Origin of the sequence: Nocardia sp. NPDC023733, from assembly GCF_040639775.1 — a bacterium.
Lineage (GTDB): Bacteria > Actinomycetota > Actinomycetes > Mycobacteriales > Mycobacteriaceae > Nocardia > Nocardia rosealba.
On the sequence record NZ_JBFAAN010000006.1, the window covers coordinates 112,196 to 135,229 of the forward strand.

Genomic DNA, 23,034 nt, shown 5'->3' on the forward strand with positions numbered 1-23,034 from the left:
CGGACCGGTCAGGACCGGTTCGCCTTCTCCCGTTCGCTGCGTGCGCGGTCCGAACGGTCGCGCTGCTTGACACTTCCCCCTGGACTGCTGGCGAGTTTGATGACTCCGATTACCAACAACAAGACCGCGACTGTCACCCCGGCGACAATTATTCCCTGCACATATTGAACTTAACGTGTATTCCGTTGTGCCGCAGGGTAAGTTACACTGTCGCGCCGATCGTCAATACGGTACGTCCGAGGGCGGAACGGTCCTCGATGACGGCGTGCGCCCGGCGCACCTCCTCGAGTGGAAATGCCTGGCCAACCACCACTTCCAGCTCACCGGAGGCCACTGCCGACTGTGCGCGGCGGGCGATGGACTGCCAGTCGATTTCGCCCCCGACGATGTCGAACAGGCCACGAATCGTGACGTGACGCACACTCGCCGCCTCGGTATCGCCGTTGGCGAACTCGCCTGCGGCCGAGCCGTATCCGAGGAACAAGCCGCCGTCGACGGTCGCGGTCAGCGCGCGACCACCGATATCACCGCCCGCACCGTCGAAGACCACCGCCGCTCCCCCGTCGGTGATCTCGCGAACCCGCTCCTCCCAGCCGTCGGAGGAATAGTCGACAACGGCCGTGGCACCCAACCGCTGTGCGAGAGTCAGCTTTTCGGTTCCACGGGCGGCCGCGACGACCTTCGCACCGGCCGCGACGGACAACTGGGTGAGCAGTGTGCCGAGGCCCCCGGCCGCCGCGGTGATGAGCACCCACGAATCCGGTTGCACCCCTGCATGATCGAAGACTGCCAGCGAGGTACGGCCGTCGTGGGCCAGCGCGACCGCCTGCACGGTGCTGAGCCCGTCGACGATCTCCACCAGCGTGGCCGACCGTGCGAGCGCTTGCTCGGCGTACCCGCCGATGGGCAGGCCGCCACCGATCCCGCTGGCCGCCGTCTGAGTGACGACGCGCTTGCCGACCCACGCGGGATCGACCTCCGCGCCGGCCGCACGCACCACACCGCCGATCGCGCCGCCGGGGATGTACGGCAGGCTCAACGGGAAGAAGTCCTGTCCCCAGCCCGCCCGCAGCCGGGTATCGAGGAACATCACGTCGGCCACGTCGACATCAATGAGCACCTCACCCGGACCGGACTGCGGCGCGGGCAATTCGCACACCTCGAGCACGTCGACTCCGCCGAATTCCTTGACCTGCACTGCACGCATCGTGACTCCTTGTGGTGTTCACCGGGACACCACAAGCTTCGAACCTGAAGCGGAGTTCAGGTCAAGGTGCTGAGACCGCTGTCACATATCGCACTGTCGACCCACACCGGACGACAGCTGGCGCTCGACCCCGCGGAGTCCTGCGCACCGCCCGACACTAACTTCCGCCGCCACAACTACTGCTGCTCCCACCGCCACAACTGCTACTACTACCGCCACCGCAGCTGCTACTGCTTCCGCCACTGCTACTTCCCCCACTGCATCCGCTGCTGCTGCCACCGCCGCAGCCGCTACCCCCGGAACCCACATCCCCGGGCCAGCCGGCCGAACACCCCGACCCGCTGTTCGTCCACGTCTGACCAGGCGTCCCGTCGAAGAACCCCGTCGCACCGGCCGCGCCGGCGACCCAGCGCGGGTCGTGGGGGTCGATCCGGGGCGGACTCAGCTTCCGCACCAGCACGACCACCGTCGTCACCACCAGCCCGATGCCGGCGGCGAGGAAGAACAGGACGATCAGGACGGTCATACGTGCAGGCTAACCCGCCGGAATGTTCCCGGCAGCCCTACGCCCAGGGGCCTTACAGTGAAGCATGGCCATCACGATCCCCGGACTTCGTCGGCGACCGGTCGATCTGGCGACGGTCGATCGCACCGTCGCCGACCTCGATTTCCCCGACGCGATCTTCAAGACCTGTCCTTGGCAGCCGCGCGATCTGGTGGAAACCGGTCTGCGCCAATGGTTGCGGTGCTGTGGTGCCGCGCTGCGCGACGATCAGGTGATCGGTATGCCCTCGCACGCGGTCGACGAGGCCTGGCACGGTTTCATCCTGTGCACCCAGCTCTACGCCCGGTTCTGCGATCGGGCCTACGGCCGGTTCCTGCACCACTTCCCCGACGGCGTCGCCGCGGACACACCGACCGACGCGGGACCGATGCTCGAACAGCTCGGGCGAACGGTGGTGGCGTGGTCGATGGTCGCGGCACCGGGTGAGCCGTGCGTGCTGTGGGATCTGGACCGCCAGGTCGGTGTGGAGAACCCGTGGGGTGTGGACGCCCGGCACGTCGCCGCAGTGGAGCGGCAACTGCACCGGGCGTGAGCCCCTACTTGACCAGTTTCATCCGGCGCGCCGCGAAACGCACCGCGCCGGGGGCGATCCGGTTCACCCGGTACTGCAGCCACGATTCCGGGGTCACTGGCACGATGTCGCGGCGTTCGCGCACGGCACGCACGATCTGGTCGGCCACCTTGTCCGGGGTGTAGCCGCGCCGTTCGTAGAGCTTGTCGAACTTGCGCTGAGTCGCGGCTTCCACATCGGCCGAGACACCCGAGATGCGAGTGGTGGCAACGATATTGGTGTGCACGATGCCGGGGCAGACAGTGGACACGGAGATTCCGTGATCGGCCAGTTCCGCACGCAGGCAGTCGGAGAACATGAACACCGCCGACTTGCTCGTCGCGTAGGCACTCATATCGCGTTGCGGGCTGTAGGCGGCCATGCTCGACAGGTTCACGATGTACCCGCCGAGTCCACGTTCGGCCATGGCCGATCCGAAGGCGCGGCAGCCGTTCACCACGCCGCCGAGGTTGATCCGCAGCACCCGGTCGAACTCCTCGGTGGGGGTGTCGAGGAACCCGCCCGCCTGTCCGACACCGGCGTTGTTGACGAGAACGTCGGGCACACCGTGCGCCGCGATCACCGTGTCGGCATGCGCCCGCACTGCGTCTTCATCGGATACGTCCAGCGGATAGGCATGGGCGACACCGCCTTCGGCGGCGACCAGTTCGGCGGTACGTTTCGCGGCGAGCTCGTCGATGTCGGACAGCACCACCTCGGCGCCGAGGCGGGCGAAGGCGAGCGCGGTCTCACGGCCGATGCCACTGCCCGCACCGGTGACGACCACGAGGTGATCGTCGAATTCCCTCCGCGTGCGGCCGACTTCGGCCCGCGCCAGCCCACGCGAGATACCGGCACCGGAGAGAGCATCGATGAGTTCGGTGGTGGCGGTGGCCAGCAATTCGGGATGGGAGAACGGCACCCAATGCCCGGCGGGCACGTCGCGCCGCCACAGCCGGTCGGTCCACTTGTGCGAGTCGTCGTAACCGGCCGGGCGCAGGGCGACATCGCGGCCCGCGACGATGAGTTGGACCGGCACGGTGGTGCGACGCTCGCGCGGGGCGAGCAGGCGCTGCACGATATTGGCGCGGTAGATGAGCAGCCCGTCGACCATGTCGCGACGGAAGGTCGGACCGAGCTTCACATTCGCGGCGGGCGTGTCGTTCATGAGGGAAACCGCACGCTGCCAGAACTTTTCGGTGCCGATGGCGTTGAACGTGGCGCGCGGCAGGCCCGGCGTCATGAAGAAGAACGTGTAAGCCGAGGACGCCAGCTGAGTCAGCGGCTGCCACACATTGCGCGGTGTGGGCCGCGAGAGCCGGTTGCGTATCCAGGCCGCGATGTGGTCGAGGTTGGGGCCCGACACCGAGGTGAACGAGGCGACCCGCTCGGCGGCCTGTGGTTCGCACACCGCCTCCCAGAGCTGGATCGAACCCCAGTCGTGCGCGAGCACATGCACGGGACGGTCGGGGCTCACCGCGTCGATCACCGCGTAGAAGTCACCGGCGAGTTCGTCGAGCCGGAAATCGGCGGTGCGCTGTGTGCGCGTGGAGGCGCCGTGGCCTCGCGTGTCGTAGGCGACCACGTGGAAGCGGTCGGCGAGCAGCGGGATCACCCGCTCCCACAGGTGATGGGTGTCGGGCCAGCCGTGCACGAGCACCACCGTCTCGCCGGCGGGATCACCGTATTCGAACACCGCGATATCGAAGGCACCATTGCGCACGATGCGCTCGTTGGCCGGGTCGATCGTCATACTTTCGGACTCCTCGTGTGGGTAGGTCGCGCAACCGGGCTCACAGGTCGAGCACCAAACGCTCACCGCGGGAACGGGATACGCAAGCGAGCATGTCGCCCGCGGCATGGTCGGTCTCGGAGAGCACGCTCTCTCGATGGTCGGGTTCGCCGCCACGCACGCGGACCACGCAGGTGCGGCAGAAGCCCTGCCTGCACGAGTACGGCTGGTCGGGGCGGACGGTCAGGATGGTGTCGAGCACCGTGCGATCGGCGGGGACGGTGAGGACTTCACCGGTGGAGGCGAGTTCGATCTCGAACGGTTCGCCGTCGACGATGGGCGGCGGCGAGAACCGTTCGTAATGCAGTTCCACCTCCGGCATCTCGCGCACCGCGCCGACGACGGCCGAGGTCATCGGGGTGGGGCCGCACGCGTAGATCGCAGTGCCCGGTCCGACGCCGGGCAGCAGATCGGTGGCGCCCGGCAGGCCGTGTTCGTCGTCGGTGCGCACGATCACGTGCGGGCCGAAGGCCTCGAGCTCGTCGAGGAACGGGATCGTCGCCCGGCTGCGCCCGCTGTAGACCATGGTCCACTCCACGCCGAGACGGTGGGCGAGCCGGGCCATCGGCAGGATCGGGGTGATACCGATACCGCCTGCCACGAAATGCAGACGCCGCGCGGGCGAACCGTGGCCGGGCACCACGAAGGGGAAAGCATTGCGCGGTCCACGCACCATCAGCGTGCTGCCCACCGGCAGTTCGTCGTGCACCTCCACCGAGCCGCCCCCGCCGTCGGGAATCCGGCGCACCGCGATCCGGTAGGCGTGCGCGTCGGCGGGATCACCGCACAGCGAGTACTGCCGCAGGCGGCCAGAGGGCAGCTCGAGATCCAGATGTGCGCCGGGACGCCAGCGCGGCAGCACCCGCCCTTCGGGCGACTCGAGGCGCAGACTCACCACGTCCTGGTCGTGCGCCTCGATCCGGCGTTCGGTGACGACCACCGGCAGCCGGTGGTCGGCGACGCGCGAGCGCGGATCGCGGCGGTTCACCAGCGCGCTCCACCGAAGCCGGAAGGTCGCGATCGTGTCGATCACCCGCATTCCCGGGTCGTGCCGATGCTTGCCGTACAGATCACCGGGGAGCTCGCGGACGGTCATGACGCGGCCGCGCGGGCGCCGGGCGAGGCGGCGAGGTAGGCCAGCGCCTGGGCGGTCGACCCGACATTTTCCGGGTTGTACCCCGGCTGGAAGGTCGACAGCGCGCTCACCAGCAGCGACGGCACACCGGGGATCGCGCCACGCCACATCGCGCCGAACACACCGGCGAGCAGCTTCGGATACCCGTGGTCGGGCAGCTGCGGATCCTGATGCACGAGGAAACGCGTGCCGCGTAGGAGCAGCGCGAGGAAGATGGGGAACACCAGCGTCATCGTCGCGCCGCGGCGCAGGTAGCCGACACCGAAGTACTCGGCGACATCATGGGCGACGCTGCGGTGCTCGACCTCCTCGGCGCCGTGCCAGCGGAACAGATCGGCCATGCGTGGATCGGCGCCGAACTTCTCCAGGTCGGCATTGAGCACCCAGTTGCCGAGCCAGGCGAAGAAGTGCTCGAGACAGGCGATGAACGCCAGCCGTTCCACCAGCATCTGCTTGCCCGCGCGACCCTCGCCGCGCTTGCCGAGCGTCACCCGGAACAGGTATTCCATCTGCCGCTCGTACGGTGCGGTGTCGACGCCGTTGGCGGCGAGCATGTCGACGAGCACCTTGGCGTGGGTTTCCGCGTGCATGGACTCCTGGCCGATGAAGCCGAGCATGTCCTCGCGCAGCTTCTCGTCCTCGACGTAGGCCAGCGCCTCGCGGTAGGTCGCGATGAACATGCGCTCACCCTCGGGAAGCAGCATGTTCAAAGCGCAGATCAGATGTCCCGCAACGGGTTCGGCGGGCATCCATTGCAAGGGGACGCCGGACCAGTCGAAGGTGACATTGCGCGCGTGCAGCGCGACCGCTCCCGGATCGACGTCCGGTCGGGTGGCACTCCAGCGAAGTAACTTCATCGGTACTCCTCGATCACCGCACGATCGTTGTGCGCCCGGAGCGCGACGGTGCGCCTCGCGGGTTGGTCCTGATCGTACAACTATCTCGTACTCCGCGTAACACCAAAATCCTTCATTCGTGTATCGATACGAGATTAAAATCGATCGCTGAGTTATTGCTAACAGCTATCTGGGTATCCTCGATATATGCGGTTAGAAGCCCATCTACCAGGGGATTGTGGTGGACGAGCTGCACAAACACCGTGACCGCCTACCGGTTAGCTATCCGGATGCGGAAGGAAGGAGGTGAGTGTCATGCTGTGGGACTTCTTCGTAGATTTCTTCGAAGCGATCGTCAAACTCTTTGTCTGATCGCAGACCCAGACGGGTGACGGCGCCACTGCGGCGCCGTCACCCGTATCTGTTTCGCACTGTGTTTCTCTCGCCACCCACCGGGTAGGCGGCAACCAGAACGCCCACCACCCAGGAGGTGCAGACTCATGCCGCAGCAAGCGTGGAGCGACAAACGCGAACGTCAGTACAAGGACATCAAGAAATCCGAGCGTGAGCGGGGCCGGAGCGAGGACCGCGCGGAGGAGATCGCCGCCCGCACCGTGAACAAGACCCGCGCCCAGCACGGCGAGACCAAGTCGGGTGGGTCATCCTCCGGCGGGAAATCCGGCGGCAAGTCCAGTGGCACCTCCCGTCGCGGCGGCCAGCAGGCCAAGGGCAGCGGCAAGACGCGCGACGAACTGTACGAAGAGGCTCGCCGCCGCAATATCGACGGCCGCTCCAAGATGAACAAGCAGGAACTGGCCAACGCCCTCGGACGCCACTGACCCCGGAGGTTCGCCATGCAGATCGGATTCAAGTTGGTGGCCGAGGCCTTCGACCCGAACGAGCTGGTCCGCCAGGCCGTTCGGGCCGAGTCCGTCGGCTTCGATTTCGTCGAGATCAGCGACCATTTCCATCCGTGGCTGGACAATCAGGGCCATTCACCGTTCGCCTGGTCGGTGCTCGGTGCGATCGCCGCGCGCACCGATCGCCTCGAGCTCGCGACCGGCGTGACCTGCCCGATCATCCGCTACCACCCCGCGATCATCGCCCAGGCCGCCGCCACCACGGCGCTGCTCTCCGACGGCCGCTTCACCCTCGGGATCGGGTCCGGTGAGCGGCTCAACGAGCACGTGGTCGGCCAGGAATTCCCGCCGGTGCTCGTTCGTCAGCGGATGTTGCGCGAGGCGCTCGAGATCATCCGCCTGCTGTGGCGGGGCGGATACCGCAATTACGACGGTCGATACCTGTCGCTGTCGGACGCGCGGGTCTTCGATCTGCCGGAAACACCACCGAAGATCGCTGTCGCGGCGGGTGGTCCGCGTGCGGCCGAGATCGCCGCCGAACTCGGCGACGGCCTGTTCGCCACCGAACCCGACCCCGACCTGGTGCGCACCTACCGGGACTCCGGCGGCATGGGGCCACGCTACGTAGAGGTCGGTGTCGCTTTCGATCCCGACGAGCGCAGGGCCGCGGAGGCCGCGCTGTCGACGAATCGGTGGATGACCGGCGGCTGGAAAGTGATGAGCGAGTTGCCGAATCCGGTGAACTTCGCCGCCGCGTCGACCACCGTGCGAGTAGACGACATGCTCGAGGCGATGGTCTGCGGCAACGACCCCAAGCGCTATGTCGAGGCTGTCCGCAAGGCCACCGACGCCGGCTTCGACCGGGTGGTGCTGATGAACGCGGGCCCGGATGTCGACGCGTTCCTCGATTTCTACAGCAGCGAACTCCAACCGCTGTTGCGCGCGGAGGGCTGAATCGGCGATGCCCCTGCGGATAGGTACCTCCGGCTGGCAATACCGTGATTGGCGCGGTGTGCTGTATCCGGAGGGGCTGCCGATGCGGAGCTGGCTCGAGCACTTCGCGCAGGCTTTCGCGACGGTGGAATCCAACAACGCCTTCTACCGGCTACCGAGCCGGGAAACCTTCGCCGCCTGGCGCGAGCGCACGCCCGCGGATTTCGTTGTCGCGGTGAAGGCCAGCCGGTTCCTCACCCACATCAAACGACTGCGGGAGCCGGAAGAACCGGTGCAGCGCCTGCTCGATCGGGCCGAGGGCCTCGGCGACCGGCTCGGCCCGATCCTGTTGCAGCTGCCACCCACCCTGCGCGCCGACGCGGGCCTGCTCGACGACTGTCTGCGCTGTTTTCCGTCCTCGGTGCGGGTGGCGGTGGAACCGAGGCACGAGTCGTGGTGGACCGACGAAATCCGCGATGTCCTGTGTACACGCGGAGCCGCGCTGTCCTGGGCGGATCGTGATTCCCGGCCGGTGACCCCACTGTGGCGCACCACCGACTGGGCGTATCTCCGCCTGCACGCCGGTCGCGCCAACCCGCCGCCGCACTACGGCAGGCAGGCCTTGAACGGCTGGGTGCACCGTCTGCTCGACACCTTCCCGGCCGACGCCGACTGCTACGTCTACTTCAACAACGACCCCGGCGGGGCGGCCGTGCGCGACGCCGTCACCTTCGCCCACCTGGCCGAGGGCGCGGGCGCCGAGGTGACCCGCGTGCCGGACCTGTCCACCCAGCGAGCCGCCTCATGACCACGACCAAATACCCCGGCGCGGCCGAGTACGTGCCGAGCACCGACGACCTGGCCACCCTCGCGGCCGCCGCCGACGCCTGTCACGGCTGCGACCTCTATCGCGACGCCACCCAGACGGTGTTCGGCGAGGGCGCACCGCACGCGAGCACCGTCCTGATCGGTGAACAACCCGGCAACGAGGAAGACCTCGAGGGGCACCCGTTCGTCGGACCGGCCGGACGACTGCTCGACCGCGCGCTCGACGACATCGGCGTCGACCGGAAAACGCTCTACCTCACGAACGCGGTGAAGCATTTCCGCTTCGAGCAGCGCGGCAAACGTCGCATCCATCAGCAGCCCCGGCGCACCGAGATCGTCGCCTGCGCACCCTGGCTCACCCGCGAATTGGACGTCATCGCACCGGAACTCGTGATCTGCCTGGGTGCCATCGCCACGCAATCGGTGCTCGGCCCGAAGGCCAAGGTCACCGAATTGCGTGGCCGCACGGTCGAACTCGAACATTTCCGGGTCGGCGCGACGGTGCATCCGTCCTCGGTGCTGCGGGCGACCGACCGTACCCAGGCCTACGCCGAGTTCGTCGACGACCTGACCCACCTGTTCGAGCGGGCCTGATCACCAGCCGGGATCGACATCCATCGGCACATTGATCCAGCTCGGCCGCGACGGGTCGAGCTCGAGGTGCTGGGTCCGCAGGCCGCTCTCGTTCAGCAGCGGCCGCAGCGGGATCGCGCTGGGGAAGTTGCCCGCGAACACGTCGACACGCAGGCGGTGCCCCGGCAGCAGCACACCGTCGGTGGCGCGGATGCCGATCTCGATGGTCGTCGGCTCACCCGGCACCGTCGGCTGACGGGTGTCCAGCGTGAGGATGGGGTACGGGTCGGTGTAGTCGCCGTTGGGCGAACGGGTGGACTTGGCCTCGTCGATCGCCCGCAGCGACGCCATCAGCTGACCCTGCGACCAGACCGTCGAACGTCCGTCCGGCGCGACATCGTTGACGGTGACGGTCCAGTAGCCGTCGGTGGTGTCGAGCACCGTGTTCAGGTGCGCGGCGATCGCCCCGGAGATCCGTGTCGGCTTGTCGACCGGCGCGGTGGTGAAGGTGAGCGCGGCACCCTCGCTGATGCGGGCATCCTTGACACACACATCGGGCAGCGGAACGAGTCCGGCGGTGCCCTGTGCGGCATCACGCGAACAGATCGTCGACAAACTCGGATCCACCGAAAGACGCTGTGCCCCACCGGGAGCGGTGACAAGACTGCCGTCGTGACGCGCACCGGGCGCGGTCCCCGACGACGCGGCGTCCAGATACATCCGGCGGTACTCCATGCCGGGACGCGGGAACGACACATCGGTGGTCCACTGCTCGCTGCCCTGCTGCCACAGCGTCACCGGGTCGTACCGGTCGATGCCGTTGTCGATGCCCTTGAGCCACTTGTCGAACCACGCGCGCTGCAATGCCTCGAGCGGCGCGGGCGCACCCGGCTGACCGAGTCCCGAGCTCACGGTCACGTGGTACACGTTGCCCATGACGAGCTTCTTCTGCTCGGCCGGCACATCGAGCGCGTTGTAGATGCGCGGGGTCGAGTAGGTGAAGATGTCGTGCCAGCCGCCGTAGAGGAACGCGGGCACCTGAACCTTCTCCGGCTGCCCGACCCATGCGGTGCGCAGGGCTGAATCGTCGTCGAGGATCGCCGACATCTCCGGCGGGATCTGCTCGACGGTCGGAGTGGTCAGGGCGGCGATGAGCACATTGAAGAAGGTGAGCGGGTCGCGCACCCGGTCGGCCAGCCATACCCAGTCGAACTTGCCCGCCAGGATCGACACCATGTCGGGCAGCAGTTTGGCGCCGTCGACCGCGAGCAGCCAGGCCGGGATGAAGCCGACGCCGAGTGCGCCACCGGGCGCGGCGACATCGCGGATCAGGTCGCTACCGGGCACCACCGGGAAGATCGCCTTCAACGCCTCGGGCTGACGCTGAGCGGTGTGCAGCTGGTTGATCCCCGAATAGGAGATGCCGCTCATCCCGATCTTGCCGTCCGACCAGCGCTGTTTCGCCGCCCAGTCCACCACCTCGACGCCGTCGAGCTGCTCGCGTTCACCGAACACCTGCCAGGTGCCCTGCGAGAACCCGGTGCCACGCACGTCGACGACCACCTGGGTGTATCCACCGCGGATCAGATTGCGGTCGACACCGAAGGTGCGCGCGGCGCCGCCGGACAGAGCCTTCATCATGTCGCTGAGGCTGCTGAAACCGAACGGCGAGAAGTCGAGGTTCTGCAGAACCGGCATCAGCAGATCCGACAGGCCGGGCACCGCGAGCGCCGAGTCCGCGATGTTGGACACCAGCTTGGTGTAGGGCGTCATATTGACGATCGTCGGCGTGGGCTCGGCGATGGGCTGACCGTCGGCACCGGCCGGGTGATAGACGTTGGCTTTCAATACCGTGCCGTCGCTCATCGTGATGGGGACGTCCCACTCGATGAAAACGTTGGGGTACTGCTGGGGGCCGGTATGGGTTGCCACGAACTGGGCGTCGAGTCCTTCGGCGGCCGGTGCGGCCGAGCCCATCGGCGCGGATGCCACCGCACCTGCCAATACGACGACCGACGCCATCAGCGCCGCCAGTCGCCCACGATATTTGCCCATACCTCGACGTCAGCCCTCCCGCTATCGGGAACCGTGTCGTTCCCGTACCGGAAAGTAACGTAGCCTGTGTCACACGCGATCGCAACGATGTGCTCTCCGCCGCCCGCCGACCAGCGTCATCACCTCCGCCTGACACAATCACCCCTGTGACTGCGCCCGGATTCGACGCCGACGGTCGCCGGTACCGGGGCGCCGCTCCCGGACAACGCCAGCAGGAACGCCGTGCCCGGCTCATCGAAGCCGCCACCGAAGCATTCGGCACCGAGGGATACCGCAACACCACGGTGACCACGATCTGCGCGGCCGCCGGCGTCGGCAAGCGGTACTTCTACGAATCCTTCAGCGACAGTGAGGATTTGCTGCTCGAGGTGTACCGCGAGATCGCAGCGCGGATGATCGAGTCGATCCACGCGGGCATCAGCACGGCCGACACCGATGTGACGACTCAGGTCCGCGTGGCGCTGGCCGCCTACTTCCAGCTCATCCACGACGACCCGCGCGTGCCGCGCATCGCCTTCTTCGAGATCCTCGGCGTGAGTCCCGCCGTCGACCGGGCTTACCGCGACGTGCTCGACGCACTGGTCGACATCTGCCTCGCCCTGCTCACCCCGCACGTCGACCACGACGCCCACCCGGCGGTGAGCGTGCGCACGGTGCTGCTCGGGCTGGTCGGGGCGATCGTCATCATCGCCCAGCAGTGGGTGCTGTCGGACTACCGTCAGCCGATCGGTGACGTGGTCGACAGCGCGTGCCTGGTGGTCGGCGCGGTGCTGGAACGACTGAGCCCCTAGCCTGTTGACCCGGCCCGTTCGGGGTACTCCACGGGCATGACTACTCACGAGCAGCAGCAACTCGACGAGGTCATCGAACGGTTGACCATCCGGTACCCGAACATCCCACCCGACGAGATCACCGACATCGTGCGCGAGACCTACCAGCATTTCGGATCGGCGCAGGTGCGCGACTTCGTCCCCCTGCTGGTCGAGCACCACGTGAAGGACGAGCTCGGCACGCCGACCGGGGACATTCCGCCGATCCCGGATTGAATCCGGCGCGGGCCCGGCTAGCGTGGAGGCCACCACGCAAACCATTAGGAGGTCCGCATGCCTGAATCAGTGCGCGGTGTCGTCGCTCTCACGAAGAACGCGCCCGTGGAAACCGTCGACATCGTGATTCCCGACCCGGGACCGCACGATGTGGTGGTCCGGGTGCAGGCGTGCGGGGTGTGCCACACCGATCTGCACTACCGCGAGGGCGGGATCAACGACGAGTTCCCGTTCTTGCTCGGGCACGAGGCGGCCGGTGTCGTCGAATCGGTCGGCGAGGCGGTAACCCACGTGGCAGAGGGCGATTTCGTCGTCCTGAACTGGCGCGCGGTCTGCGGTGAGTGCCGTGCGTGTCGGCGTGGCCGCCCGTGGTACTGCTTCGACACCCACAACGCGAGCGTCCCGATGACGCTTGCCGACGGCACCCCGCTCACCCCCGCGCTGGGTATCGGCGCCTTCGCCGACAAGACGCTGGTGCACGAAAAGCAGTGCACCCGAGTCGATCCCGGCACCGATCCGGCTGTCGCAGGCCTGCTCGGCTGCGGTGTGATGGCCGGAATCGGCGCCGCCATGAACACCGGTTCGGTCTCGCACGGTGACAGCGTCGCCGTGATCGGGTGCGGCGGGGTGGGCGACGCCGCGATCGCCGGTGCGAACCTCGCGGGCGCGGGCACCATCATCGCGATCGACCGTGACGCGCGGAAGCTGGAGTGGGCCAAGGACTTCGGCGCCACCCACACGATCGATGCCACCAGCGGCGACGTGGTGGAACAGATCAAAGACCTGACCGACGGTTTCGGTGCCGACGTGGTGATCGACGCGGTCGGCAGGCCGGAGACCTGGAAGCAGGCGTTCTACGGCCGCGACCTCGCGGGCACCGTGGTGCTCGTCGGCGTCCCGACCCCGGACATGAGCCTCGACATGCCCCTGATCGACCTGTTCTCGCACGGCGGTTCGCTGAAATCGTCGTGGTACGGCGACTGCCTGCCCGAGCGCGACTTCCCCATGCTCATCGACCTGTACCGGCAGGGCCGACTGCCACTGGACCGGTTCGTCACCGAACGCATCGGCATCGACGACGTCGAGGCTTCCTTCGCCGCCATGGGCGAGGGTCGCGTGCTGCGCTCGGTGGTGGTCTGGTGAGCGCCCGCATCGAAAAGGTCGTCACCTCCGGCACTTTCAGCCTCGACGGCGGCACCTGGGACGTCGACAACAATGTGTGGCTGATCGGTGACGACGACGAGGTGCTGGTGATCGACGCCGCGCACGACGCCGACGCCATCGCCGCCGCCGTCGGCAACCGGAACGTCACCGCGATCCTGTGCACGCACGGTCACAACGATCACGTCACCGTCGCCCCCGACCTGGCCACCCGCCTGGACGCCCCCATCCTGCTCCACCCCGGCGACGAACCGCTGTGGCGCATGACCCACCCGGCCGTCGGCTACCGCTCCCTCGACGGCACCGACCGAATTACAGTGGCGGGCACCGACATCGACATCCTGCACACCCCGGGCCACTCCCCCGGTTCGGTCTCCCTGTACGCCCCCGACCTCGCGGCCCTCTTCACCGGCGACACCCTGTTCTCCGGTGGGCCGGGAGCGACCGGGCGATCCTTCTCCGATTTCGACACGATCATCGATTCGATCCGGGACCGGTTGCTCACCCTCCCGGAGGACACGACGGTCAACACCGGTCACGGTGACAGCACGACGATCGGGGCGGAGAAACCGTCGCTCGCGGAGTGGATCGCGCGAGGTCACTGAGCCCCCGGTGAGCACGGCCCGTCGCGTCAGCCGACACGACGGGCGCGGGCGAGCGAAAGCCCGCCGACGACCACGCTCGCCAGCCCGAAGGCAATCGCCACGACGCCCCCGCCGAGACCGTTCCCGGTGCCGAGTCCTCCCTCGGCCGTGGTGACCACCCAGGCGCCACCGACGATGGCGATCAGTCCCTCGACCAGAGCGAATACCGCTCTGGTCGCGGCGGGTCGGGCCAGCGCCCAGCCACCCGCGAGTACACCGAGCAAGCCGATGACCGCGGCCGAAGACGCGACGAGTCGACCGGAAGTCATGCCGTAGGACGCGGCGAGCGCAGTCGCCGCCGAAGCGGGTGCGGCTGTGCCGACGGCAAGCGGGGCGGTGACAGCGAGTGCGGTCAGGGTGCGACTCGGAGTGGGCATGATGTTCTCCTTCGTGTGGACGTGTCAGTGAGATGCACGACCGGGCGGTCGTTGCACGCGCCGAAATCGATGCGGACGCGGCACCGGCACCGGCACCGGCCGATCGCCGACTGCGAACCGGAGGCGGAATCACCGCGTGGCGACGATCGACCTGCTTCGGAGTACGCCTCGCACGAGCGGCGCAGCCCACAAGCCGATGTGCCACCATCGACCTCCCCGGATGTCGAGGAGCGTCCCACCGCCGCGGGTGGTGGCGATCGGTTTTTGGAGTGCGCCGACGGGCGAGCGATATCGTTCACCGCGCCGATGTGCCGCCGTCGCCACCGGCTTCGTGCCGGAGGTCGTCGGCGATCAGCTCAAGAATGGCTGAAGCGCAGGGTCCGGTCGTCATGCCGCAGTGGACAATTCGTGATGCTGCGGATGCGGTACCGACGGAGCGGGGCGGAGCCGTTCTTCGCTCGGAGTACCGCGTTCGTGGTAGTCGACGAGTCACCCAGCCGGACGACGCGGTCGATAGTGGGTCCGGGCTAGGGTGCACGGATGAGTAGGGCACGGGTGGTCGACTGGGTGGTCGCCGTCGGTGTGGCGGTGGCACTGCTGGTCACCGGGGTGAGCCGGGCGCACGGCAGCCCCGAGTGGCTCGGCTACGCGCTGCTCGCCGCGAGCGGTCTGGCCTTGGCCGGGCGTCGGCGTGCACCGGTGGCCGTGCTGGTGGTGACCGGGTTGTGCGCGGTGGGTTATCAGGCGCTCGGCTTCGACGTACCCGTTGTGGCGTTCCTGTTCGCGGTGTATTTCGCGGTCCGCGCCGGGCACCATGTCGTGACAGTGATCGCGGCCGTCGCCCTGATCGCCGCATTGCCGCTGGCCGCCATGATCACCCTGCACGACACCGCCGCGGCCCTCGCTCGCGGTCGCGACGCACTCGAACTCGCCTGGTTGATCGCGGCGGGCGCGGCCGGTGAGGCCCTGCGGCAGGCCGAGCGCCGCGCCGACGAAGCCGAACGCACGCGCGAGGAGACCGCGCGCCGCCGAGCCGACGAGGAACGCCTGCACATCGCCCGCGAGCTGCACGACTCGCTCACCCACCAGATCTCGGTGATCAAGGTGCAGTCCGAAGCCGCCGTACACGTGGCACGCAAGCGCGGCGAGGACGTGCCCGCCGCCCTCCTCGCCATCCGGGACGCAGGCCGGGAAGCTGCCCGCGACCTGCGGGCGACCTTGACCGCCCTGCGCGACGACGAGGCACCACGTCCCGGCCTCGCCCACCTCGACGACCTGCTGGAACGTGCCTGCGCAGCCGGTGTGGCCACCTCGTTGACCGTCGAGGGCGACCGCACGGACGTGCCGGTGGCCGTCGACCGAACCGTGTACCGCATCGTGCAGGAAGCACTCACCAATACCGCCCGCCACGCCGACGCGACGACCGCGACGGTCCGCGTGGACTATCGAGCGGACGGTCTCGTCATCGACGTCGAGGACAACGGCCGCGCCGCACCCGCCGGCACGGGCGGGGTCGGGCTTCTCGGCATGCGTGAGCGGGTCACCGCACTGGGTGGACGCCTGTATACCGGGCCACTACCGACCGGCGGTTTCGCCGTGCACGCCGAATTACCTTTGGAGCGATCGTGATTCGCGTTCTACTGGTCGACGACCAGCCCCTGATCCGCAGTGGGTTCCGCGCCCTCCTCGATATCGAGGACGATATCGAGGTGGTCGCCGAGGCCGGTGACGGTGGCGAAGGTGTCGAACTGGCCCGTACGCACCTGCCCGATATCGCGCTCGTCGACATCCAGATGCCACACGTCGACGGCATCGAGGCGACCCGCAGAATCGCCGCCGACCCCGCCCTTGCCGACGTGCACGTGGTCATCCTCACCAACTACGGCCTCGACGACTACGTGTTCGAGGCGCTCCGCGCGGGCGCGGCCGGTTTCCTCGTCAAAGACATCGAGCCCGAAGATTTCCTGCACGCCATCCGGGTGGCCGCCCGCGGCGATGCCCTACTCGCCCCGTCCATCACGCGCCGCCTCATCGCCCGCTATGTCACCGAACCACCTTCTCCCCCAGTCAGTTCCGGCCTGGAAGAACTCACCACTCGTGAACGCGAGGCCGTCGCCTTGGCGGCACGAGGGCTGTCCAACGACGACATCGCCAACCAGATGTTCATCAGTCCCCACACCGCCAAAACCCACCTCAACCGGGCCATGACCAAACTCCACGCCCGGGACCGAGCCCAACTCGTTGTCTTCGCCTACGAATCGGGCCTGGTCAGTCCCCGCGGCCGCTGAACCCGACCGGTGACGCACGCAGCAGACCTCGGCAACAGTCAGCCACCACAGCAATGCTGCGGTGGCTCGACGTGAGGGGAAGTTCTTCCAGGCCCCTCAGAACGAATGACAGTGCCTGGTCAGGAGACGGAGCTCACTGGCCGCCGCCGGTTCGAGGTGAGCCCTCCGGCGGCGGCAAAGCCGATTCAGCTGTGTGGCAGGGGTTCCGAGTTCGCCACCGTGTAGTGGGCGCGCCCCGGCGAACAAGGGCTGTAGAGCGACGACATGGTGGCGAGGTCGCAGATTCCGCTGGTCAGCATCTGGAAGGGTGTGATGCCGAGCAGAACGATGAGGCCTATCAGGTCGCCGTTCTGGGCGAGGTAGCCGGCCGACTGTGCTGCCGCCGACCCGGCGTCGGCTGCGGACGAACCGGTTTCGGATTCGGTGGCGATCGGTGCCGGTTGTGCGGCGGCGGTGGCCGTCGCGGTGAGTACGCCGGTCGCGACGATCGCGGCGGCGGTGAGGCGGAGGGTGGTACGCATAATGCTCCTCGGTCGGTACGGGTGAATCAGCGTGGGGGAACGCTCATGTCGCGGTTCATGGTCGGGATCTCGATACTGATCGGCAGGCGCAATTCGGCCAGGTAGGTCAGCGCCGCCTTGCGCAGGAACTCGTCGAGCAGCCAGTACGCGTCGGCCACCGGCGGGACGGCACCGAGCACGCCCTCGCGCACGGCGATGAACGGGCCCCAGCTGAAGCGCAGCAACGGATCCCAGACCGGTTCGCGCGGGATGCCGAGACCGTCGGCGATCTTGTCGCCGAGCAGGAAGCGGGTGAACGAGCCGAGCACGGGCTTGGTCAACACAGCCAGGTCGATATTGGCGCCGAGGCTCAGCAACCGGTCGGCGAGTTTCGCGCCCTCCGGGGTGGCGGCGATGATCGGGTCGAGCACTTGTGCCGCTTGAGAATTGGCGGCGGGCCAGGATTTCGGGATGTACTCGTCGCGCACGCCGAGCATGTGCGCGGCCACCTGCCAGGAATGCAGGAACGCTTCCGATTCGTGCTGCGGGATGGGCACTTTCCAGTTGTTCAGATGCTTCATGACCGTGGTCGGCAAGCTGTGCCAGGTGACCATGATGTCGTTCTGGCTGATCGGCACGTCCTCTTCGGCCACGTGCACCCAGTGCGGCGACTGTGGCAGCAGGTGGCGCACCGCCGCGTGCACGAGGCGGGTCTTCACACAGGTGACGACCATTTCGCCATCGGGTGCGTAGGCGTTGGCACTACCGATGTCGTAGCCGAGTTTCGCGGTCTTGGAGATGCGGTCTTCGAGGTCGTGGCCGCCCTTGGAGTAGTAGACCGACCGTGCCTCCTTCGGGATGACGGTGCTCATCATCCCGCTGGCGAACCCGTACAGCACCCCGAGATACAGCCCGCGCTTCTTGTTGAATTCGATCGCGGTGTTCAGTTTCCCGTAGTCGGTCCACTGCGGCATCCGCCGCGCGTATTCCATGAAATCCCGTAGTTCCGAGGGCAATCCGTCGGGCAGCGGCTGACCGTTGCGCGTCCAAGTGCGCAGCAGTTCGTTGACCCGCGGCACCTGGCCGCTGTCGATCAGCCGTGCCACCACCGGGTCGGCCTCGGGATCCCACACCGTCAACGGGTCGGCCCCCGACCCCGACCCGGCGACTGATTCCTCCGGCGACCAACTCCACGGCTCCGCCCGCGCCGTCGTCGCCAACCCCAACGCCCCCAGCGCCCCCAGGACGCCACCAGCTTTCAGCGCATCACGCCTGTTGAGTCCATCCATTGCGTCACTCCTCGTCGAGTACAAGCACACCGCGACCGCAGGGAACGACCGATTCTGGTAGCCCGAGCACGCGCGGAATGAGTATTAACTTAACAGCGACGATCGCGGCTATGCAGGCGTTTTGCCGAGGATGGTCGGCAGCGCTCGATCCCAGAACTCAGCGGGCTATTCGGCCGTAACTTCTCCGATTGCAACCTGTTCTAGCCATATTTTCGACACCAGGGTCGTTAGCGACGACGGCCTTGTGCAACGTATACGGTCGCTACCCACAAGGCTGATGACGCCCACCGCTGCCAGAAACAGACAGTCACATAATTCGCAGTCGGCTTCGGAGCCGAGACGGGCGAGAGTCGGGGGCATGCAGGACCGGGCTCCCCGAGCTCCTGCCGGACGGCACCGATGCCGACGGCCCGAGATGGACTCGGGCCGTCGGCTTCTCGGTGTCGTGGTTACTTCGGATACGCGGCTACTTGATCGAGCCGGCCAGCTGATCGGCGTAGGGTGCCGTGAACTTTCCGACGATGGGAAGTTCGGCACGGACACCGCCCTTGTTGTTCGCACCGACCATGGCCATGATCCAGACGACGAGCGCGAAGACCCCGAGCGCGAGCCCGGCGAGGCTGAAGATGATCCCCAAGGCCCCGAGGAGCGAGCCGGCGATGCTCAGGACGATGTTGAGTACCGAGACGGCGCCGAAGAAGACAATGGACTGTGCGGCATGGAATTTCACGTCCGGATCGTTCTTTCCCACGAAGAGGAAGATGATTCCGGTCAGCCAGCCCAGCGCGTACGACAGGATCGCACTGGTCTTCTTGTCCAAGCCGGTGGACGGGGACTGGTTCGGGGGGAGCTGAGAAGATGTCATGGGTTCAGTAGACGGTGTCCCTTGCCGCCTACCGATCCCAACTTTCGGCAGAAACCCCAGGTCGCGGGGGCTCAGGATCGGGCGGGCAGTCCGTTCGGATAGGCCCAGGCCAGCCGGGTGAGCACCAGGGCCGCCGCCATGAGGCCGAAGTCGCGCAGGGCGATATCGCCGTAGCCGCCCACCATCAGCAGGTCGACGATGATCGCGCCCAGCCAGACCGCGACGAGCGGGGCACCGAGCCGAGGCAGCACCAGGACCGCGATGCCCGCGACGATTTCGATCACGCCGACGATCTGCATGGCGGTGTTCGCATCACCGGGGGCGAGGGTGTCGAACGTGTCGGCGAGATAGCGGGTCCAATCGGCGGTGAGGAGGGTGGTGAATTTGTCGATGCCGAACAGGATCGGGAGGATCCCGAATCCCAGCCGCAGAGCCCAGAAAGCTTGGTAGCCGGGGTCTTTGACGGACACAGCGCGATCGGTGGCGGTCATGGTGTTCTCCTCGAAGTGGGCACGGCCGAGCGTCGGGCCGCGCGGAATGTGGTTCGCAGTGTTTGTTGCGGCGGGCGCGCCGTGTCTTACCGATCAGGACCTGTTCAGGTCCTGGGCGAGCAGCTCGCGCAGGGTCTGCTCCTCCTCGGCGCACGCGCCACAACCGGCCAGATGGATGCGCATAGCCGGGTCGTCGTAGCCGGGATCGGCGAGACGGCGCTCGACATAGACGTCGATGCGGTCGAAGCACTCGTCGCACGACAGGTAGGGGCTGGTGTCGGTCAGCAGGGCGTCGATCACCGTGGGAGTCGGATCGGTCATGGGGTGCTCCGCTCGGGACGGTTGTCGAGGTGCCCGCTCGCGATCAGGGCGGCGCGCAGCTTCCGGCGGGCATCGTGGAGTGTTTTGTAGAGGGCGTTGCGGGTGCTGCCCAGCCGCTCGGCCAGCACGTCGATCGGCACCTGCTCCACCACCAGCGACAGCAGAATGCGGCGTTGGTGCGGCGTGAGTTCGCGGGAAATGGCCGCTTCGAGCGCGCGGGCGAGATCGGCGGCGCCGGCGAGGGCGTCCGGGGTGGGTGCGGGGTCGATGTGCCAGGCGAGTGCGTCGGGCAGCAGGATCTCGCGGTGCCGCCACGCCTGCCTGCGCACGGCCACACCCGCGATGTTGACCCCGAATTTGTACGCCCAGGTGGTGAACCTGCTACGCCCTTCGAAGGTCGAAAGTCGTTGCAGGACAGCTACGACAGCATCGTCGGCGCACTGCTGAGCCAGGTCTTCCAGCTCGGTGGCGCCTGCGCCGGGCAGCAGGTCACGCAACCGCCAGATCTGATGCCGGGTGGCGCGTAGCAACACCTCGCGCAACCGCCGCACCGCGTGCCGACCCGCGGGTCCGTCGTCCACCAGGTCGGTGAGCCATTCCCGATCGGCGTCCGGCCGCGCGACCCCCGACGTGGTCGGCGGCAGCGTGCTCATCGCGGTTTCCCCGGCAACGGCGCCAGGATCCGCACCGCCAGCTCCGGCGCACATCCCTGGTCGACGAGCTGCGACAACGCATGAACATCGACCTCGGGATCGGACGTCACCGTCTCAGCCAACCACGGCGGAAACCCCGACGCCACCAACCACCGGCTGCGCCATTCCCGCACCTCCCCCGGCACGGTGTCGGCCGCGGACAACGCGGCCTGTGTGAGTTGAACAGTCATGATCTCTTGGTGTCGCGCGACGCCGATTTCTTACCGGGTTGTTCGCGAGGCATTGGCGGGTCGCGAGGCCCGTGGTAGGCATGGAACATGTCCACGCCGGACGATCCACGTGACGCCTCCCGGTTGCACCGCCTCGCGGGCCGGTGGGCCACCAACGGCCACGTCCTGGCCGACCCACCCATCCCCGTCCTCGGTTTCGACACCTACGACGTCTTCCCCGGCGGACACTTCCTGATCCACCACATCGACGTCACCGTCGGCGACCAACCGGTCCGCGGTATCGAGATCATCGGCGAACCCGCCCCCGACGGCCCTGCCTTCCTCGCCCGCTCCTACGACAACACCGGCAGCACCGAACTGATGCGCGTGGAAATCGTCGACACCAACACCTTCCACTTCACCGGCGGCCCCCAGACAGCCACCCCCGCCGCCCCCACCGACACCGAAACCGCCGCCGTCCGCTCCACCCTCACCGTCGCCCCCGACGGCACATCGATGACCGCCCTGTGGGAACGCTCCGAAGACGGCACCACCTGGCACCCCTGGATGCACATCGCCTTCACCAAGCAATGACCGAACTCACGGGCAGCGATAGAACTCACCCGCGGAAGGCCGACTCATGAAGGACGGACGACCTTTTCGCCAACCCGCCCGAGTAGCCATGCACCTGAACGGTGGCTTCACCAAGGTCGTGCTGGAGGGCGTCACCGGCGAGTCCGGCATCGCCCGCGACATCCCCACCCGAACCATCCCCCTCCACCTCCGAGCCATCGGAACCCGCATACTCCTCGTCGGCCACTTTCAAATCCCAGAAACCGACGATTCCGCGGAGGACATCAGACGCGCCCTGCAACACCCCGAAGTTCTCGACTCGGGCAGGCACCCGTCCGGCTGAGGCTCTGTACGCTCGATCGTCGCCGCTGAGCGTCGAAGTCCTTCGGACAGCACAGGACTGATCAGTAGTGGTACCTGGCCTGAACGACCGTGACGGTATCTCCCGAGACCGAGTAGACCAGCCGATGCTCGCTATCGATGCGGCGAGACCAGTAACCCGACTTGTCACCGCGAAGCGGCTCCGGCTTGCCGAGGCCCTCGAACGGGTCGCGTGCGATGTCATCGATCAGGCGGTTGATCCGGATGGCGATCTTGCGGTCAGTGCTGACCCAATGTGTGTAGTCTTCCCAAGCGACCTTGACGAAGACGACTTTCACCGGTCTCCTTCAGGCTGGAACTCGACCACATCACCGGACTCCGCCTGTGCGATGCCCTGCGCCAACCTCGCCGCGTTGGCAGGCGAACGCAGCAGGTACAGAGTTTCCTGCATCGAGTTGAATTCCTCTTCACTCAGCAGGACGGCGTTGCCCTTTTTGCTGGTGATGTGAATGGCGGTGCGGTCGTTGTTGACCTCTTCGATGAGCGGGAACAGCTTGTTCCGTGCTTCGCTCGCAGAGACGGTATCTGTCATGAGATTCCCAATCCTTGTACGGGATACCTGTACCGTACAGGTTTTCGGCACGATACGCATTGTGCTGCAACAAAAAAGCCCCCTACCACTGCGGTAGAGGGCTTTACTGCTCCCCCATCTGGACTCGAACCAGAAACCTGCCGATTAACAGTCGGCTGCTCTGCCAATTGAGCTATAGGGGAATATCCTGAGCTGTTGGGCTCGGGTCAGCTTGGCTGGCTGAACGAGATGAAACTTTAGCGTATGGGGTCGTGGGTTCCCAAATCGGGCTGCTACCTGCGGACATGTGGGGCGGTTGGGGGGTGGGGCGGATCGACAGGGGTGGGGTGTGTCGGGCAGGATGGGGCGCGCACACAGACGTGGGAGGAGC

Annotated in this window: 28 protein-coding genes and 1 tRNA gene; 13 read left to right on the plus strand and 16 right to left on the minus strand. The window is 67.1% G+C overall.

Annotation, left to right across the window (positions count from 1 at the left end):
- Positions 1–202: 202 nt before the first annotated feature.
- A complete protein-coding gene (locus tag AB0F86_RS22650; protein WP_356985086.1) occupies positions 203–1,207 on the minus strand; it encodes a zinc-binding dehydrogenase in 1,005 nt (334 codons plus the stop codon).
- A 590-nt stretch (positions 1,208–1,797) separates the two neighbouring features.
- Between AB0F86_RS22650 and AB0F86_RS22655 the strand changes: the two genes are divergently transcribed.
- The gene (locus tag AB0F86_RS22655) at positions 1,798–2,304 is read left to right on the plus strand and encodes a hypothetical protein (protein WP_067487148.1); all 507 of its coding nucleotides are present in this window, start codon (positions 1,798–1,800) and stop codon (positions 2,302–2,304) included.
- Between the two features lie 4 nt (positions 2,305–2,308).
- On the opposite strand, the gene AB0F86_RS22660 is transcribed toward AB0F86_RS22655, so the two are convergent.
- From AB0F86_RS22660 to AB0F86_RS22670, 3 genes are read right to left on the minus strand one after another with little or no spacing between them, the layout of a single operon-like run.
- Positions 2,309–4,075: an SDR family oxidoreductase gene (locus tag AB0F86_RS22660; RefSeq protein ID WP_356985087.1), complete on the minus strand. Its 1,767-nt coding sequence runs from the start codon at positions 4,073–4,075 to the stop codon at positions 2,309–2,311.
- A gap of 40 nt (positions 4,076–4,115) precedes the next feature.
- Entirely contained in the window at positions 4,116–5,210 is a 1,095-nt protein-coding gene (locus AB0F86_RS22665) for a PDR/VanB family oxidoreductase (RefSeq protein ID WP_356985088.1), read from the minus strand.
- Positions 5,207–6,106, minus strand: a complete 900-nt coding sequence (locus AB0F86_RS22670; protein ID WP_225281101.1) for a metal-dependent hydrolase — start codon at positions 6,104–6,106, stop codon at positions 5,207–5,209. Before AB0F86_RS22670 ends, AB0F86_RS22665 begins: the two co-directional genes overlap by 4 nt.
- Before the next feature lie 479 nt (positions 6,107–6,585).
- On the opposite strand from AB0F86_RS22670, the gene AB0F86_RS22675 reads away from it, so the two are divergent.
- The 4 genes from AB0F86_RS22675 to AB0F86_RS22690 are packed head-to-tail and all read left to right on the plus strand — an operon-like array spanning position 6,586 to position 9,300.
- The gene (locus tag AB0F86_RS22675) at positions 6,586–6,924 is read left to right on the plus strand and encodes a plasmid stabilization protein (protein WP_067642258.1); all 339 of its coding nucleotides are present in this window, start codon (positions 6,586–6,588) and stop codon (positions 6,922–6,924) included.
- 15 nt (positions 6,925–6,939) lie between these two features.
- Entirely contained in the window at positions 6,940–7,899 is a 960-nt protein-coding gene (locus tag AB0F86_RS22680) for a TIGR03557 family F420-dependent LLM class oxidoreductase (protein ID WP_356985089.1), read from the plus strand.
- Between the two features lie 7 nt (positions 7,900–7,906).
- A complete protein-coding gene (locus tag AB0F86_RS22685; protein ID WP_356985090.1) occupies positions 7,907–8,686 on the plus strand; it encodes a DUF72 domain-containing protein in 780 nt (259 codons plus the stop codon).
- Complete coding sequence (locus AB0F86_RS22690; protein WP_356985091.1) at positions 8,683–9,300, plus strand: UdgX family uracil-DNA binding protein; 618 nt, start codon at positions 8,683–8,685, stop codon at positions 9,298–9,300. The genes AB0F86_RS22685 and AB0F86_RS22690 overlap by 4 nt, the downstream gene beginning before the upstream one ends.
- On the opposite strand, the gene AB0F86_RS22695 is transcribed toward AB0F86_RS22690, so the two are convergent.
- Positions 9,301–11,334: a CocE/NonD family hydrolase gene (locus tag AB0F86_RS22695; protein WP_356985092.1), complete on the minus strand. Its 2,034-nt coding sequence runs from the start codon at positions 11,332–11,334 to the stop codon at positions 9,301–9,303.
- A 146-nt stretch (positions 11,335–11,480) separates the two neighbouring features.
- On the opposite strand from AB0F86_RS22695, the gene AB0F86_RS22700 reads away from it, so the two are divergent.
- The 4 genes from AB0F86_RS22700 to AB0F86_RS22715 are packed head-to-tail and all read left to right on the plus strand — an operon-like array spanning position 11,481 to position 14,146.
- Positions 11,481–12,125: a TetR/AcrR family transcriptional regulator gene (locus AB0F86_RS22700; protein WP_067486909.1), complete on the plus strand. Its 645-nt coding sequence runs from the start codon at positions 11,481–11,483 to the stop codon at positions 12,123–12,125.
- A gap of 36 nt (positions 12,126–12,161) precedes the next feature.
- Entirely contained in the window at positions 12,162–12,380 is a 219-nt protein-coding gene (locus AB0F86_RS22705) for a three-helix bundle dimerization domain-containing protein (RefSeq protein WP_356985093.1), read from the plus strand.
- A gap of 57 nt (positions 12,381–12,437) precedes the next feature.
- Positions 12,438–13,523 (plus strand): S-(hydroxymethyl)mycothiol dehydrogenase, encoded by a 1,086-nt coding sequence (locus tag AB0F86_RS22710; RefSeq protein WP_356985094.1) that lies wholly within the window; start codon positions 12,438–12,440, stop codon positions 13,521–13,523.
- Positions 13,520–14,146, plus strand: coding sequence for an MBL fold metallo-hydrolase (locus AB0F86_RS22715; protein WP_356985095.1), 627 nt, complete (start codon positions 13,520–13,522; stop codon positions 14,144–14,146). Before AB0F86_RS22710 ends, AB0F86_RS22715 begins: the two co-directional genes overlap by 4 nt.
- Positions 14,147–14,172: 26 nt before the next feature.
- On the opposite strand, the gene AB0F86_RS22720 is transcribed toward AB0F86_RS22715, so the two are convergent.
- The gene (locus AB0F86_RS22720) at positions 14,173–14,562 is read right to left on the minus strand and encodes a DUF6223 family protein (protein ID WP_356985096.1); all 390 of its coding nucleotides are present in this window, start codon (positions 14,560–14,562) and stop codon (positions 14,173–14,175) included.
- Positions 14,563–15,102: 540 nt separating this feature from the next.
- Here AB0F86_RS22720 and AB0F86_RS22725 point away from each other — a divergent pair.
- Complete coding sequence (locus AB0F86_RS22725; RefSeq protein WP_356985097.1) at positions 15,103–16,191, plus strand: sensor histidine kinase; 1,089 nt, start codon at positions 15,103–15,105, stop codon at positions 16,189–16,191.
- Positions 16,188–16,850, plus strand: a complete 663-nt coding sequence (locus AB0F86_RS22730; RefSeq protein WP_181698033.1) for a response regulator transcription factor — start codon at positions 16,188–16,190, stop codon at positions 16,848–16,850. Before AB0F86_RS22725 ends, AB0F86_RS22730 begins: the two co-directional genes overlap by 4 nt.
- 185 nt (positions 16,851–17,035) lie before the next feature.
- Here the strand turns inward: AB0F86_RS22730 and AB0F86_RS22735 are convergent, their stop codons facing one another.
- The 7 genes from AB0F86_RS22735 to AB0F86_RS22765 form a co-directional block, all read right to left on the minus strand.
- Positions 17,036–17,371, minus strand: a complete 336-nt coding sequence (locus AB0F86_RS22735; RefSeq protein WP_181698034.1) for a hypothetical protein — start codon at positions 17,369–17,371, stop codon at positions 17,036–17,038.
- A gap of 26 nt (positions 17,372–17,397) precedes the next feature.
- Positions 17,398–18,639 carry an oxygenase MpaB family protein gene (locus AB0F86_RS22740; RefSeq protein WP_356985098.1) on the minus strand — a complete coding sequence of 414 codons (1,242 nt, stop codon included), beginning with the start codon at positions 18,637–18,639 and terminating at the stop codon, positions 17,398–17,400.
- A 466-nt stretch (positions 18,640–19,105) separates the two neighbouring features.
- A complete protein-coding gene (locus tag AB0F86_RS22745) occupies positions 19,106–19,504 on the minus strand; it encodes a DUF4870 domain-containing protein (RefSeq protein WP_225281089.1) in 399 nt (132 codons plus the stop codon).
- Positions 19,505–19,575: 71 nt separating this feature from the next.
- Positions 19,576–19,995: a hypothetical protein gene (locus AB0F86_RS22750; RefSeq protein ID WP_356985099.1), complete on the minus strand. Its 420-nt coding sequence runs from the start codon at positions 19,993–19,995 to the stop codon at positions 19,576–19,578.
- Between the two features lie 93 nt (positions 19,996–20,088).
- Complete coding sequence (locus AB0F86_RS22755) at positions 20,089–20,316, minus strand: hypothetical protein (protein ID WP_181698038.1); 228 nt, start codon at positions 20,314–20,316, stop codon at positions 20,089–20,091.
- Positions 20,313–20,969, minus strand: a complete 657-nt coding sequence (locus tag AB0F86_RS22760; protein WP_356985100.1) for a sigma-70 family RNA polymerase sigma factor — start codon at positions 20,967–20,969, stop codon at positions 20,313–20,315. Before AB0F86_RS22760 ends, AB0F86_RS22755 begins: the two co-directional genes overlap by 4 nt.
- Complete coding sequence (locus tag AB0F86_RS22765; protein ID WP_356985101.1) at positions 20,966–21,199, minus strand: hypothetical protein; 234 nt, start codon at positions 21,197–21,199, stop codon at positions 20,966–20,968. Before AB0F86_RS22765 ends, AB0F86_RS22760 begins: the two co-directional genes overlap by 4 nt.
- Before the next feature lie 87 nt (positions 21,200–21,286).
- Between AB0F86_RS22765 and AB0F86_RS22770 the strand changes: the two genes are divergently transcribed.
- The gene (locus tag AB0F86_RS22770) at positions 21,287–21,772 is read left to right on the plus strand and encodes a hypothetical protein (RefSeq protein WP_356985102.1); all 486 of its coding nucleotides are present in this window, start codon (positions 21,287–21,289) and stop codon (positions 21,770–21,772) included.
- Positions 21,773–21,860: 88 nt separating this feature from the next.
- Positions 21,861–22,094 (plus strand): hypothetical protein, encoded by a 234-nt coding sequence (locus AB0F86_RS22775; RefSeq protein ID WP_356985103.1) that lies wholly within the window; start codon positions 21,861–21,863, stop codon positions 22,092–22,094.
- A gap of 61 nt (positions 22,095–22,155) precedes the next feature.
- Here the strand turns inward: AB0F86_RS22775 and AB0F86_RS22780 are convergent, their stop codons facing one another.
- The 3 genes from AB0F86_RS22780 to AB0F86_RS22790 all read right to left on the minus strand — a co-directional run bounded on the left by AB0F86_RS22780 (position 22,156) and on the right by AB0F86_RS22790 (position 22,846).
- On the minus strand, positions 22,156–22,410 hold the full coding sequence (locus tag AB0F86_RS22780) for a Txe/YoeB family addiction module toxin (protein WP_356985104.1): 255 nt from the start codon (positions 22,408–22,410) through the stop codon (positions 22,156–22,158).
- Positions 22,407–22,664: a type II toxin-antitoxin system Phd/YefM family antitoxin gene (locus AB0F86_RS22785; protein WP_067486861.1), complete on the minus strand. Its 258-nt coding sequence runs from the start codon at positions 22,662–22,664 to the stop codon at positions 22,407–22,409. The genes AB0F86_RS22780 and AB0F86_RS22785 overlap by 4 nt, the downstream gene beginning before the upstream one ends.
- Positions 22,665–22,773: 109 nt before the next feature.
- Positions 22,774–22,846, minus strand: a tRNA-Asn gene (locus AB0F86_RS22790).
- Between the last annotated feature and the right edge of the window lie 188 nt (positions 22,847–23,034).

Coding starts and splice junctions, on each gene's coding strand:
- AB0F86_RS22710 (WP_356985094.1), top strand. CDS start 12,438: ATGCCTGAATCAGTGCGCGGTGTCGTCGCTCTCACGAAGAACGCGCCC.
- AB0F86_RS22770 (WP_356985102.1), top strand. CDS start 21,287: ATGTCCACGCCGGACGATCCACGTGACGCCTCCCGGTTGCACCGCCTC.
- AB0F86_RS22655 (WP_067487148.1), top strand. CDS start 1,798: ATGGCCATCACGATCCCCGGACTTCGTCGGCGACCGGTCGATCTGGCG.
- AB0F86_RS22675 (WP_067642258.1), top strand. CDS start 6,586: ATGCCGCAGCAAGCGTGGAGCGACAAACGCGAACGTCAGTACAAGGAC.
- AB0F86_RS22750 (WP_356985099.1), bottom strand. CDS start 19,995: ATGACCGCCACCGATCGCGCTGTGTCCGTCAAAGACCCCGGCTACCAA.
- AB0F86_RS22740 (WP_356985098.1), bottom strand. CDS start 18,639: ATGGATGGACTCAACAGGCGTGATGCGCTGAAAGCTGGTGGCGTCCTG.
- AB0F86_RS22775 (WP_356985103.1), top strand. CDS start 21,861: ATGCACCTGAACGGTGGCTTCACCAAGGTCGTGCTGGAGGGCGTCACC.
- AB0F86_RS22765 (WP_356985101.1), bottom strand. CDS start 21,199: ATGACTGTTCAACTCACACAGGCCGCGTTGTCCGCGGCCGACACCGTG.
- AB0F86_RS22650 (WP_356985086.1), bottom strand. CDS start 1,207: ATGCGTGCAGTGCAGGTCAAGGAATTCGGCGGAGTCGACGTGCTCGAG.
- AB0F86_RS22695 (WP_356985092.1), bottom strand. CDS start 11,334: ATGGGCAAATATCGTGGGCGACTGGCGGCGCTGATGGCGTCGGTCGTC.
- AB0F86_RS22690 (WP_356985091.1), top strand. CDS start 8,683: ATGACCACGACCAAATACCCCGGCGCGGCCGAGTACGTGCCGAGCACC.
- AB0F86_RS22735 (WP_181698034.1), bottom strand. CDS start 17,371: ATGCGTACCACCCTCCGCCTCACCGCCGCCGCGATCGTCGCGACCGGC.
- AB0F86_RS22685 (WP_356985090.1), top strand. CDS start 7,907: ATGCCCCTGCGGATAGGTACCTCCGGCTGGCAATACCGTGATTGGCGC.
- AB0F86_RS22660 (WP_356985087.1), bottom strand. CDS start 4,075: ATGACGATCGACCCGGCCAACGAGCGCATCGTGCGCAATGGTGCCTTC.
- AB0F86_RS22745 (WP_225281089.1), bottom strand. CDS start 19,504: ATGACATCTTCTCAGCTCCCCCCGAACCAGTCCCCGTCCACCGGCTTG.
- AB0F86_RS22705 (WP_356985093.1), top strand. CDS start 12,162: ATGACTACTCACGAGCAGCAGCAACTCGACGAGGTCATCGAACGGTTG.
- AB0F86_RS22725 (WP_356985097.1), top strand. CDS start 15,103: ATGAGTAGGGCACGGGTGGTCGACTGGGTGGTCGCCGTCGGTGTGGCG.
- AB0F86_RS22760 (WP_356985100.1), bottom strand. CDS start 20,969: ATGAGCACGCTGCCGCCGACCACGTCGGGGGTCGCGCGGCCGGACGCC.
- AB0F86_RS22720 (WP_356985096.1), bottom strand. CDS start 14,562: ATGCCCACTCCGAGTCGCACCCTGACCGCACTCGCTGTCACCGCCCCG.
- AB0F86_RS22670 (WP_225281101.1), bottom strand. CDS start 6,106: ATGAAGTTACTTCGCTGGAGTGCCACCCGACCGGACGTCGATCCGGGA.
- AB0F86_RS22665 (WP_356985088.1), bottom strand. CDS start 5,210: ATGACCGTCCGCGAGCTCCCCGGTGATCTGTACGGCAAGCATCGGCAC.
- AB0F86_RS22755 (WP_181698038.1), bottom strand. CDS start 20,316: ATGACCGATCCGACTCCCACGGTGATCGACGCCCTGCTGACCGACACC.
- AB0F86_RS22785 (WP_067486861.1), bottom strand. CDS start 22,664: ATGACAGATACCGTCTCTGCGAGCGAAGCACGGAACAAGCTGTTCCCG.
- AB0F86_RS22680 (WP_356985089.1), top strand. CDS start 6,940: ATGCAGATCGGATTCAAGTTGGTGGCCGAGGCCTTCGACCCGAACGAG.